Origin of the sequence: Paraburkholderia solitsugae, assembly GCF_013177695.1 — a bacterium.
Lineage (GTDB): Bacteria > Pseudomonadota > Gammaproteobacteria > Burkholderiales > Burkholderiaceae > Paraburkholderia > Paraburkholderia solitsugae.
Genome location: NZ_WOEY01000087.1, coordinates 1 through 11,714 on the forward strand (window position 1 = coordinate 1; position 11,714 = coordinate 11,714).

At 60.1% G+C, this 11,714-nt stretch carries 13 protein-coding genes and 3 pseudogenes; 6 read left to right on the forward strand and 10 right to left on the reverse strand.

Annotation, left to right across the window (positions count from 1 at the left end; genetic code table 11):
• Nucleotides 1–459: 459 nt before the first annotated feature.
• Both GNZ12_RS21830 and GNZ12_RS21835 read left to right on the forward strand, forming a co-directional pair.
• A pseudogene (locus GNZ12_RS21830) lies at nt 460–882 on the forward strand (helix-turn-helix domain-containing protein); the annotation flags it as partial.
• 6 nt (nt 883–888) lie between these two features.
• A complete protein-coding gene (locus GNZ12_RS21835; RefSeq protein ID WP_172313545.1) occupies nt 889–1,410 on the forward strand; it encodes an NAD(P)/FAD-dependent oxidoreductase in 522 nt (173 codons plus the stop codon).
• On the opposite strand, the gene GNZ12_RS21840 is transcribed toward GNZ12_RS21835, so the two are convergent.
• The 8 genes from GNZ12_RS21840 to GNZ12_RS21870 all read right to left on the reverse strand — a co-directional run bounded on the left by GNZ12_RS21840 (nt 1,407) and on the right by GNZ12_RS21870 (nt 5,860).
• Complete coding sequence (locus GNZ12_RS21840) at nt 1,407–1,718, reverse strand: hypothetical protein (RefSeq protein WP_216673315.1); 312 nt, start codon at nt 1,716–1,718, stop codon at nt 1,407–1,409. The two genes, GNZ12_RS21835 and GNZ12_RS21840, sit on opposite strands and share 4 nt — an antisense overlap.
• Entirely contained in the window at nt 1,718–2,101 is a 384-nt protein-coding gene (locus GNZ12_RS21845; protein WP_172313547.1) for a hypothetical protein, read from the reverse strand. Before GNZ12_RS21845 ends, GNZ12_RS21840 begins: the two co-directional genes overlap by 1 nt.
• Nucleotides 2,102–2,189: 88 nt before the next feature.
• Complete coding sequence (locus GNZ12_RS21850) at nt 2,190–3,062, reverse strand: hypothetical protein (protein WP_172313549.1); 873 nt, start codon at nt 3,060–3,062, stop codon at nt 2,190–2,192.
• Nucleotides 3,063–3,073: 11 nt separating this feature from the next.
• A complete protein-coding gene (locus GNZ12_RS45060) occupies nt 3,074–3,199 on the reverse strand; it encodes a hypothetical protein (RefSeq protein WP_268959045.1) in 126 nt (41 codons plus the stop codon).
• 280 nt (nt 3,200–3,479) lie between these two features.
• A complete protein-coding gene (locus tag GNZ12_RS21855) occupies nt 3,480–4,193 on the reverse strand; it encodes a dienelactone hydrolase family protein (RefSeq protein ID WP_216673316.1) in 714 nt (237 codons plus the stop codon).
• Nucleotides 4,194–4,226: 33 nt separating this feature from the next.
• Nucleotides 4,227–5,222, reverse strand: coding sequence for an aldo/keto reductase (locus tag GNZ12_RS21860; protein WP_172313551.1), 996 nt, complete (start codon nt 5,220–5,222; stop codon nt 4,227–4,229).
• 236 nt (nt 5,223–5,458) lie between these two features.
• On the reverse strand, nt 5,459–5,668 hold the full coding sequence (locus GNZ12_RS21865; RefSeq protein ID WP_172313553.1) for a hypothetical protein: 210 nt from the start codon (nt 5,666–5,668) through the stop codon (nt 5,459–5,461).
• 24 nt (nt 5,669–5,692) lie between these two features.
• Nucleotides 5,693–5,860 (reverse strand): hypothetical protein, encoded by a 168-nt coding sequence (locus tag GNZ12_RS21870; RefSeq protein WP_172313555.1) that lies wholly within the window; start codon nt 5,858–5,860, stop codon nt 5,693–5,695.
• 231 nt (nt 5,861–6,091) lie between these two features.
• Between GNZ12_RS21870 and GNZ12_RS21875 the strand changes: the two genes are divergently transcribed.
• Complete coding sequence (locus GNZ12_RS21875; protein ID WP_172313557.1) at nt 6,092–6,355, forward strand: TetR/AcrR family transcriptional regulator; 264 nt, start codon at nt 6,092–6,094, stop codon at nt 6,353–6,355.
• Nucleotides 6,356–6,842: 487 nt separating this feature from the next.
• Nucleotides 6,843–8,756, forward strand: coding sequence for an SMP-30/gluconolactonase/LRE family protein (locus tag GNZ12_RS21880; RefSeq protein WP_216673317.1), 1,914 nt, complete (start codon nt 6,843–6,845; stop codon nt 8,754–8,756).
• A 103-nt stretch (nt 8,757–8,859) separates the two neighbouring features.
• Here the strand turns inward: GNZ12_RS21880 and GNZ12_RS21885 are convergent.
• Both GNZ12_RS21885 and GNZ12_RS21890 read right to left on the reverse strand, forming a co-directional pair.
• Nucleotides 8,860–9,287 (reverse strand): annotated as a pseudogene (locus tag GNZ12_RS21885) (SET domain-containing protein).
• Nucleotides 9,288–9,523: 236 nt separating this feature from the next.
• Nucleotides 9,524–10,423 carry a LysR family transcriptional regulator gene (locus GNZ12_RS21890; protein WP_172313559.1) on the reverse strand — a complete coding sequence of 300 codons (900 nt, stop codon included), beginning with the start codon at nt 10,421–10,423 and terminating at the stop codon, nt 9,524–9,526.
• A 184-nt stretch (nt 10,424–10,607) separates the two neighbouring features.
• On the opposite strand from GNZ12_RS21890, the pseudogene GNZ12_RS21895 reads away from it, so the two are divergent.
• Nucleotides 10,608–10,733: pseudogene (locus GNZ12_RS21895) on the forward strand (SDR family oxidoreductase); the annotation flags it as partial.
• A gap of 174 nt (nt 10,734–10,907) precedes the next feature.
• Nucleotides 10,908–11,648, forward strand: coding sequence for a 3-oxoacyl-ACP reductase family protein (locus GNZ12_RS21900; protein WP_172313561.1), 741 nt, complete (start codon nt 10,908–10,910; stop codon nt 11,646–11,648).
• Nucleotides 11,649–11,714: the final 66 nt, after the last annotated feature.

An 11,714-nucleotide genomic window follows, 5' to 3' on the forward strand; every position in this document is an offset into this window, starting at 1 on the left:
TCATAAGCAGTCCTTCAACACCGCATGAGTTGAAACCCGTGAAAGACAGACTCCACACCAACCCCTGAGATCAGACATTTCTAATTAGCCCAGACCCCGACATTTCAGAAAAGCCTCGACAAGTGGTGGTATGTTTGGGACTGTTGCGTTTTTCGGGCATCCGACGACGGCAGCTCAAGGCTTCCAGACGGATTCTGCGCAACGGAAACAGCCACGCATGCGACGCAACGGTTCCTGTTGGTTTTTCCCTGCAAAACATCACTCAGGCGTCGATAAACGCTGACCTTGGCCATTCCCTCTGTCGCGCAACGCCGCGCCGTAGGTGCCAAGAATCAACATTTCACATGTAGGCCCAAAGTAGTAATGTCGTATCTGAGCTAAATAGAAATGTCCGGTTCCCGGCTCTGGGCCGGCAGCTGTGGCGCATGCTGCGGCATGAGCACAGCCCGGGAGCCGGACATGAACGGACGTGGATTCATCACGATCAGCATGCACGAGCTCGAGCGTGTGAAGATCATCGACGCGGTCGTCCAGCGGCGGCTGACGGTCGTGCTGGCGGCTGAGCGGCTGCAGCTGTGTGAGCGTCAGGTCAGCCGGCTGGTGCGGCGCTACGAGGCTGCAGGACCGGCTGGACTGGTGTCGGCGCGGCGTGGGCAACCGAGTAACCGCGAACTGCCGGTGGATGTCCGGGCACGGGCCATTGCGCTGGTGCGTGAGCGCTACGCGGATTTCGGGCCGACGCTCGCGTGCGAGAAGCTGCGTGAATGTCACGGACTAGCGCTGTCGAAGGAAACGGTGCGGCACCTGATGACGGATGCCGGCCTGTGGATTCCGCGCCGGCAGCGGCCGCCAAAGCTCTACCAGCCGCGGGCCCGACGGTCATGAGGGTTGCACTGGCGTCCCGGCGCCGCGGACCGTCCGTCGATCTATGAAGCGATTCGCGTACTCGATCCGCGGCCGCACCGCCCCACGATCGAGCGCATGCTCGCCGACCTCAAGCGCGAAGTCCCCGCGTTCGAGACCGTCCAAGTCTCGCAAAGCTGGGCTGGCCTCATCGACACCATGCCTGACGCGATTCCTGTGATCTCGCAAGTCGACTCGCTGTGTGGTGTCGTCATTGCAACGGGCTTTTCGGGTCACGGCTTCGGCATCGCACCGGCAGCAGGCGTACTCGCTGCCGATCTCGTCTGCGGCGATAGGCCGATCGTCGATCCGTTGCCGTTGCCGTTGCCGTTGCCGTTGCCGTTGCCGTTGCCGTTGCCGCCACCCTACCCGATCGGCGCGCCTTCATACATCCAGGTCAACCGGAAGCAGCCACAGCCACGGATATTCGCAGCACTTCCAATTATTCACCGCCACGCTCGTACAGGTCCGGCAAGTTCTCGCTCGACCCGTCGCCGTTACTTTTAGGTCCTCTCGGCAGAACCGCTCCGTTCGCTATTCTTTTCCCGCCGCTCGCAGCGCCGCTCTTCCGCACGCTTCACGACTTCTTCCAGAGATTGCACATGTTCTGGCGTATTACGACCAAAGCGCTTGCTATAACAGTGTGCGATAAATTCGGCGAGGGGTCGCTTCCACGACTCCTGCTGTTCATTGCCCAGCGATCCGAATTTTCGGGGATTCAATCCCAGTTCGCGCGCCATCTGGATGTGAGCATGGCTCAACCTGAAACGCTGCCTCGCTTCAAACCAGGGCTGAAGTTTCGGTGGTGTCCGCATCAGGGCTCACCCCTGCGCCAACTCACTGCAGTCAAGCGCTCCACCGCCGCGTAGTAACGCGCTTGCGAAACTGCAGCATCGTCGTTCTGATTCGCCTTCAACATGCCAAACAGATGCTCTGCGACAGCTGAGCCGATCGCGTGGATAGCATCGTGTCGCGTGAGTCCCTCTTTCCTGAGGCGATCCATCGCCCGGACCACGGGCTCAAGGTCTATGGCAATCTGGTTTTCGACGATCGCGTGTAGTGCGGCATGCGCCGTGACGTTGGGGAGCTTGATCCGGGCGACGCGATGCCAAGTTTCAATGAGAAGAATGCGCTCCTGTTCGTCAAGGTCGAGCCACGATTCAGACTCGGGCACACGCTCGGGGTTGTACGTTTCCATGCTGTAAATCCTGTACTGACTTCGGTTCATCGTAAAAATGCTGCCTGCCGTCGCATTGCGCGTCACCGTCATCTTCAGGCACGCCGTGTCAGCGCGTCTTCATGTAAGCGGCGTACAGGCCGATATGCAGATCGCGCAACGCCTTGCGACGCGCCACCAGCTCGTGCTGGTTACCCTGCCGCTCGAGGCTGAGGATCTGCAGCAACAACCGCATCGCCCGCTCCGGCGCCGTCTGGCGCGACGGCTGCGCTTCACGGAGCAGGGACGCCAGTCCCGGCTTTTCGATCAGCACCCACGCAGGGAACCACGCGAGGTCGGCTGTCTGGCCTGCACCTTCGAAATTCGCGTCGAACTTTCTGCTCAACGTGTCGATTGACGCGTCGGCGAGCCGGTGCAGCAGATCGGCGAGGCGGCCTGGTGACAGCCAGGCCAGTTCGGTGAGCAAAGGCAGCGCGGACTCCAGTCCATCCGCGCGATGCCGCACCTCTGCCATCCACGTCAGCGGCGCCGGGATCCGGCGCCATGACTCGATCCGCTCGATGGCCCGTCTTGCCTCGCCCCAGTCGCCCGCGCGCAGCCAGAGCGGCGCCGCGTGAAGGTCGCTGACGTCAGCGCGAAACGGCAGGGCCGCGGCCTGCTGCGCGGCCGTCCGCCAGCATGACGCCACCCAACCCCGTCCGAGCGCTTCGCCCAGTAACCGCCGCGCCGCCGGTTCAACCTCATCATTGAGGCGACAACAGGCTGCAGCCAGTGCCGGATGATCGGCGAACGGCGTGGCGACATCGCTGCCGAGCACATCGATCAATGTCGCCAGCCCGGCTAGCGTATCGTCATCGGGGAATTCGCCTGCCAGTCTCTGCCAGTCCTGGCGGGCGGAGACTGCATCGCGCCGGTGGAGGGCATCCAGCACATCGTTGCGGAGCATGACGTCGCGGCTGTCGGCGAAGATGTCGAGCTGCATGGTGGTCAGCGTCAGAAGCGTTGATCGTTCAGACCGGCTAGATTAGCCCATTTCACCACGCTGCGGAACGACCGGCCATTGACGTCGATCGATTCGATCACCGCGCGCTGTCCGCTGGCTTCGGCGACCACGCGCACGATGCGGTCGCGATACCGCGTCAGCGCGCCGATCGGCCGGCAGACGGCCTACCTCCTTTTCCGGGATGTTGTGTTCACGCGATCACGCCGGCTTACCCGTTGCCTGAAAAGCTCCGATGACCAAAATCCTCGTCACGGGAGCGACTGGCAGGCTGGGCGGCCAAGTGGTCGAATTCCTGCTTCGTCGTGTTTGGGCCTCACGTCGATCACCTCGCCCTCAAGTTGATCCGTGCGCCAAAGCGGATGTGGTGAGTTCTTTGCGAGGAGAAGGACGTCCATCTTACATATGGCTGTCGATGAAGCGCAGGGTGCGGCCCCAAGCGATTTGAGCTGCTTCGGGGGCAAAGCTATCGCGTTCGTCGCACTGGAAGCCGTGACCAGCGTTATAGGTGTAGACGTCGACCGACGGCTGCTTCGACTTGATCGTCTCGACGTCGCTCATCGGGATGTGCGCGTCCAACTCACCGAAATGCAGCATGGTCGGGATTTTCGGGGACTGATCTGCCATCCTAACGATCTGGCCGCCGTAATAGCCGACTGCCACCGAGAAGCCCGGCAGATTGACCGCCGCGCCATAGGTTAGCGTTCCCCCAAGGCAGAAGCCGGTGACCGCGATCTTGCCGACGTCGGCGATCGCCTTGCGTGCGGCAGCGATGTCCAACATCCAGGCCTGGATTGGTGGATTGGCCACAAAGCGCATTGCGCCCTGCACTTCTTCCGGCGAATAGCCGCACTCGAACCCCGCTTCAATGCGATCGAACAGGGCCGGCGCAATCGCGACGTAACCGAGCGCAGCAAAACGGTCGGCAACTGAGCGAATGTGGCGATTGACGCCGAAGATTTCCTGAATGACAACGATGCCGCCCTTGGGCGCCCCCGCTGGATCGACGCGATAGGCACCGAACTCGTGGCCGTCGCCGGCAGTCAATTTGATGTGCGTTCCCATGGATGGAATCCTTTGCTTTGTGGAAAATAAGAAGTCGAAGGCCCCCAACCCGGCCCAATTTAGCCCCGCTTGCGTAAGCCTCTAACGCGCTGCGTCGCCGCGGCGGTACTCAGCAGAGAGGTCGTCGAGCTTCGTCTTCAGTTCCGGTGGGAGGTTATAGTCCGCGGCAGCGAGCGTGTCGGTCAATTGCTCGGTTCGGCTCGCACCGAGAATGACGGACGTAATTGCCGGGTTCGCCAGGATCCAGGCGACTGCCAGTTTCGGCAGCGCTTCGCCTTCTTCGCCAGCGATCTCACGCAGCTTGCCGACCGTCACGAACTCGCGCTGATGCCAGTAGCGGGCCTTATAACTGGCGCCGAACTGTCCGACTTCCGCCGAAAAACGTCCCTTTTCCGGCTTCTCGTCCAGCTGATATTTCCCGCTAAGGAGGCCACCGGCCAGTGGGTTGAACGGTATCACCGCCAGGTTTTCCTCTTGAGCCAGCGGCAACAGTTCCCGCTCGATCTCCCGGAACAGCAGGTTGTAACGAGGCTGGACCGAGACGAAGCGCACTAGCCTCAGCGTATCCTGGCGGCCGATAGCGCGTGCCAATCGATAGGCCAGAAAATTTGAAACGCCTATATAGCGTGCCTTGCCCGAACGGACGATGGCGTCGAGCGCTTCGGCGGTCTCATCCAGCGACGTCACCGGGTCATCCATGTGGAGTTGATAGAGATCAACATAGTCGGTGTCCAAACGCCGCAGGGATGTGTCGATCGCGTCAAGGAGATGCTTTCGAGACGAGCCCCGATCCCAAGGGGATGACCCCATCGGTCCTCCGGCCTTGGTCCCCAGAATGAATCTGTTGCGCTTGCCTTTCAGCCAGCGGCCGGTGATCTCCTCTGCTCGGCCGACTTCAGGCAGATCTGCGCCGCCCGGGTAGACGTCCGCGGTGTCGATGAAATTCACACCGGCGTCCGCCGCCTTGTCGAAGACCCGAATCGACTCGGCTTCATCGGTCTGTTTGCCGAATGTTCCCGTACCTAAGCAGAGACGGGAGACCGACAGACCCGTTCGGCTGAACGTCGTGAACTGCATGATGATCCCTCGTGATGTGATTTTTGGACAAATCGGGCCATGCCTCGGACGTTGCACGCCTAACAGAAAAGATGCCGAATTCTGCCGCCAAGCTCGCCAGGACGTGGCGCTGTCTAACCGCTAAGCTTCGATCCAGAACGCTTTCGACGATCAGAGCGTTTCTTCTCTCGAATGCGCTGCATCAGCTTCAACGCGCAATTGAGCCGAACTTGGAAGTGCCGGGCCGTAGCGCGCGTTCATCCGCGCTCGGTTTGCGGCGTGATCCTCACGGATCTGTAAAGCAGATACACCACGAAGAATTGGAGGACGGCGATAAACAGTGGCCCAGCGCATTTCCCAAGATCATGCTCAAACAGACCGATTCCGGCATCCAGCAATTGCATGGCGCCGGCGAGCGCACCCAGGATCAGCAACAAAGGCGCCGCCTGCTTGTAGATCGCCCCCAATGCGAACAAAGCCAAAGGAATTGTTCACGCCGCCCCGTACATTGCCAATATCAACGACGCCTCGGTTGGAACGGATTCGGCAGGGACCAGGTATTGCGGACGAATGATCGCCGCGATGGAAAAGCCGCTCGCGACCAGGACATTGATTGCCGTGACCAGCGAAGCCAGCCGCATCGCCCTTGTTGTTGTCATTGATTCCTCTCTCTGATCGCGGCACCCATTGCTGACCTCCACGTCATGTTGGCAATTTCGGGGCTGGGGAATTTGGTCTGCTGCAGCCCGCCGTAGCCCGAGAAACTCTTTGCCTCTATCGCATGCATCGGCGCACCCCGCAAAGTGACAGACCTGTATGTAACATTTATATTACAGACAGGTCGGTAACTTTGTCAACTGCAAAAACGAGAATGAGAGGAGGTTGAGGATATGAAGGGACGGGGTGTCGACACGGTCGCTGAGCAATCCGGCGTGTCAAAGACGAGCCTCTATCGTCTGTTTGACTCCCAAGACACCTTGATCGCCACCTTCGCCGCCGAGAAGGATCGCTTGTTCTGGGCATGGTGGGATCACATTGAAGAGCCGCGCGCTACTGACCCGCGCGCTTTGCTAGAGGCGCTGCTCTCTGAGATCGCGCGGCGGATCGGGTATTCGGGCTTATCGCGGCTGTCCATTCCTGAATCTGGCTACTGAGTCGGACCTGCAAAATCGAATTTTGCAGGTCCGACTTAGTACTCGAATGTGGTTGTCGACGTCGAGGTAGTGCCGTCATCGTGCCGGAGACTGCTCGTCTAGCGAGCAGACTATCCGCCGATGGCCGCTGTGCCTGAGATTGTGTTGAAAAAGTCTTGTTTTGGATCAGGGCGCTGGAGTTGGCACGACGCTATCGAGTTGTGACGATCACTGCGTAGTGCGTGCCCGGTGGGATTGCGATATTCATTGACTTCATTATGTATTAGACGCGCGCGACTCCGAACTGAGAGCAAATTGTGCAGAGGCTCGTGCCTGAGTCGGAAACGCGAACAACTCAACTTTTCCCGCACCTCGCCGATATACCGCTCGAACGCAATATTGGGTTGGACAGACGCGACACTTGTTGGAGCAGCGAGTGGACAAGAACAATTTCCTGCGAAACGCCGCTCGCTGAATGGGCGAGCGGCTCCGGGCACACTTCACGATCATGAAACGAATCTACGCCACGTTCCTCGCCGCACTGCTGATCGCTACGCTTGCGCCGGAGTGCCAGGGACAGTACACCACCGACTGGGTGGCGAATACATCTGGAACCAACGCTACCCGCGTGGGTAACGTCGCACGCTCGATGTGGATAGCACCCGAGGGCGTCATCTACACGGCTTCCATGTGGGACGAAAACGAAGGCGGCGTCGCGATATATCAGAACGACCAAAGCCTGGGGTCCATAGGAGGGCACGGCGAGTTTCAGGGCAGCGCCATTTCGGGTAATGCAACTTCGATCTTCGCCGCTCTGCAATTTAATACCACTTACGGCAGCGGCACGGTGGGGCGGTACAACCGAACCACTCAAACTCGCGACTTTCTCATCCCGGTCAGCGCGACAACGACTGAGCAGCGGGCTGATGTCATCACGGGACTCGCGACGTCGGGCTCGCTCCTTTATGCGAGCGACTCTCCTGGAAATCGCATCCGCGTCTACACCACCGACGGTGTCTGGCGACAGGATATCGCCGTCTCAAGCCCTGGCGCGCTCGCGGTGGACAGCGCAGGAAACATCTGGGTTGCGCAGAAGAGCGCGGGCGCGATCCTCGAATTCAATCCGGCCGGCGTGCTCGTGAACACCATCCAGATGTCCGTCGCCTCTCGACCGTCCTCGCTGTATTTCGATGCGTCGACCGGGTGTCTCATGATCGGCGACGAGGGCCCTGACATGAACATCAAGATCTATAGCATTTTGGGCATTCCATTTCTGGTCAGTACATTTGGCATTCAGGGGGGATATCTCGATACGACGACGGGAATCAAAGGCCAGGTTGGCGATAAGCGTTTTACCCGCGTCACCGGCATCGGCAAAGACGCCGCTGGCAATGTGTACGTGCTCAACAATCCGTGGGGCGGAAGCTGGGACCTCGGCCGCGACGGCGGCACCGACATTCACTCCTACGACAGTTCTGGTCACCTGCAATGGACGCTTCAGTCTCTCAACTTCGAGGCGGTCGCCGCTCCGGACCCGGGTACTGATGGCGCGTACTTCTATGGAGGCACCAACATCTACACCGGCACCGCTGGGGGCACCTTCGTAGCGAACACTGTCGATCCGATCGACTATCCATCCGACCCACGCATCAACATCAACGATCGCTCGCGGGATGAACACTTCGGTCAACTTGCCACCGTTGGCGCCAACCGGATCCTCGTGGCGTCCGGCCAGAATCCCGATACTTTCTATTTCTTCCACTTCAACGCTGTGAATGGCTACATCGCCATACCGGACGCCACGCTTCCCGGTACGGCGTTCAGTACGACCGCACCGGTCAGGGACGGATTCTGCCTCGACAGCAAAGGGGACGTCTGGGCCGGTTTGGACAAGACGAATGCCATCTGGCACTATCCGCTGGCCGGCTTCGATGCCAACGGTCAGCCGAGTTGGGGAGCAGGAATTGCAACACCCATTCCGGGCACGATCACGCCATTGACGCGGATCATCTACCTGCCGGAAAGCGACACGATGATCCTGGCACAGGGAGTTGTCGGCAGTACGGACTGGACGTCGATAGGCACGCGGATCGAGGTGTATCACGGCTGGCTCGCAGGCAACACGACCGTTCCCAATCCGGTGATCAACCTCACCAGCACCAATCCCAAGTCGATCACGGCGGCTGGCAACTATCTCTTCGTCGGATACGTACACACCGTGCCCAACATCGATGCCTTCAATCTGACCACAGGCAGCCTGGACACCACGTTGATCAACAGCAACCCCAACACCGTGTATGTCGGCAATGACGTGGATTCGATGTACGGCCTTAGATCGTACCGTCGGTCGACCGGGGAGTACGTGATCACGAAGGATAACTACAACGGGACCAGCGTCATCATTTATCGTTGGACACCCTGATCGACAGTGCTCGTCGCGGGGACGGGGATCCGGACATCCCGCTTCGAGCCCTCGGCGCTTTGCGCGATAGCGATGCTGCCCACTACCTCCTCCGCCACCCTGTTCAAGCAGCGTCCGCCAGCATCGAGTGACGGCAGTCCGCCGCGCCGCACCGGCATGCGTACTGCGCCCGAACGTCTTCATCCAGAGGATCGTCAGTGGCCAGCAGATAATCAATAAACAGCTCTGCACCGGCTTCGATAGGCCGGAGCGTGTGGATGAAGATGCGTCCAGCGTCTTCGATGGTCTCGCAGTTGGGCGCGCACGCGTGGTTCAGCCATCGTGCGCTGTTGCCACCGCGGCTGCCGTCGATGACGCGCCCATCCGACAGACCAAAAAGAAACGTGTGTCCCACGACGCCTTCACGCCGGTGCCGGCGAATGGCATCGCGCCACGCTGTTATCTCGCCCTTGTACTCAAGCACGCGCTCGCCCGCTGCGAGCGGTCGCATTTTCCGTGAACTGAAGACCGCCGGACAATCACACGCCGCATGCTGTTCCCTTGACTGATATCTGCATCAGTATAGAAGCGGCAAATTTCTGCATCCACTCATTCGTACGTGCGGGTCATAGCCAGGTTCGTTTCTTTTCCGTACCAGTATTTATATATGGATCCAGCCGGTTGCCAGACCGATGTACATCTACGGCAAAAATCGGACAACATCCGGCGTCCCGGCGAGGGCAGGATACGTATTCGCCAGGCACGAGGGCATTACGTCGGGCTTTTCCTCATGAGGATTGTGTAGTGAACGGTGCCGAGAGTTCTTCCGCTCTCGAAAGAAAGAGCTTCAGGACTGGAGAGGTGTTCGACCTGCTGTAGCCAATGACGAGATCAACCGTCGGTGCATCGCCTTCAAGGGGCCGGCTGACGACCGACCATGGCAGCAGATTGATCGCGTACTCCGGCATCAACGCCAGCCCACGCGTGGACGCCACGAGCGACATCGCCATCGCGAGATTGTCGACGCCGTGGTCGGGCGTGATATCGACCCCGCTCTGTTGCAGATACCGCTCGATCACGTCGTGCAGCACCCTCGCCTTGTTCGACGCCATGATGAACGTCTCGCCCACGAGATCCTCCGGGCGGATCGCTGTTCGTGCGGTCAGCCGGTGGTCGCTCGGCATCAGCACAATGAGCTTCTCCCTGCTGACGACGCGATAGTCGAGATCGAATCCCGGTTCGGCCCGCAGAAACGCGAGGTCGAGCCGGCCACGCGCTAGCGCATCGGCCAAGTCCGGCGAATAGCTGCTCGATACGGTGACATCGATATTCGGCAATTCATCGCGCAGAACCTGCATGGCGCGCGGCAGCCAGGTTATTTCCTCGCCGGTCTGAAAGCCGAGCACGAAGGTCTGTTTCGCCGGCTGCGCGGCGCGGCGCGCTGCCTCGGTCGCGGCGTCGACCTGCGCGAGCGCCAGCCGCGCATGGTCGAGGAAAGCCTTGCCCGATGCAGTCAGTTCGACGCCGCGCGCACTGCGGCTGAACAGTTCCGCGCGGACCTCGTCTTCCAGATCGCGAATCTGTCGGCTAAGAGAGGGCTGCGACGTGTGCAGACGCTGTTCGGCCGCCACCGTGAAGCTGCCCGTCTCCGCGACGGCAACGAAATACCGCAGATGTCGAAGTTCCATATGCTCCTCGCCCGCATCCTATGCCTCGTAGGCATGCCTACGAGCCTACAAAGTCTTTCTGCTTTTCGCAATCGACCACTAGATTAGCGAACAAGGGGCGTCGCGGGGCCTACCAGCAAACCATAACGAACTGGCACCCGCCCTCGCCCCGATACCTCTCATCTATATCGCAGGAGAGCCTGAAATGGAAAGCCCAGCCATTGTAATTACCGGTGCGCTTACAGGGATCGGCCGCGCCACGGCACTGGCCTTCGCGGACAGCGCGGCGCATCTCGTCGTTTCCGGCCGCCGCGAAGCCGAAGGCAAAGCGAAGGCTCTACTGTCGTTGACGCCAGGAAGCGCGCGAAGCTGGTTGTCGCCGATCTTCGTGATTGGTGGAGCCGGGAAGGTTCCGGTTCGAAAAATGGTCCGGGCAAAGACGACAGTCAATCATTAACTGGATTGGTGACGCGGTTAATCGCGCACAAAAACCTTAGGAAATAACATGTCTAAGTTAGCTCAAAAAGTGGCACTCGTTACCGGCGGTTCACGCGGCATCGGTGCGGCAATTTCGAAACGTCTGGCGGCGGATGGAGCGAACGTGGCCTTTACATACGCGAAGGACGCCAGCGCGGCTTCGGCCGTGGTCAAAGAGATTGAACTCAATGGCGGAAAGGCTATTGCAATCCAGGCGGACGCTACCGACGTCGAAGCTGTCGAGGCTGCGGTCGAGAAAACTTTTGCGACCTTCGGGCGGCTGGATGTGCTGGTGAACAATGCCGGCACGGCCATTCCGAAACCGTTCGAAGACACGACGCTGGAGGAGATGGATCGAGTGATCGACATCAACATCCGCGGCGTATTCGCTACGACCAAGGCTGCGCTGAAGCACCTGAACGATGGCGGCCGCATCATCATGATCGGTTCGGCGGTGGGCGAGCGTGCCATTGCGCCAGGGCTGGTGCCCTACGCAGCCACGAAAGCGGCCGTCAGGATGTTCACCCAGGCGCTGTCCAGAGAGTTGGGAGGCCGGGGCATCACGGTCAACAACGTCCAGCCGGGGCCGATCGATACTGACCTGAATCCCGCCTCAGGCGATTGGGCGGTGCCGCAGAAGGCCGCTACAGTACTCGGTCGCTACGGGCGCGCCGAGGAGATCGCCGCAATGGTAGCGTTCGTCGCCGGCCCGGAGGCCTCATACATTACCGGGGCGAATCTTACGGTGGATGGCGGGATGAATGCCTGAGCCTGGGCACATATTCGGCCTACGGATTTGAATGGTTATCCGGCGGATGATTGCGGTCTTCATTGC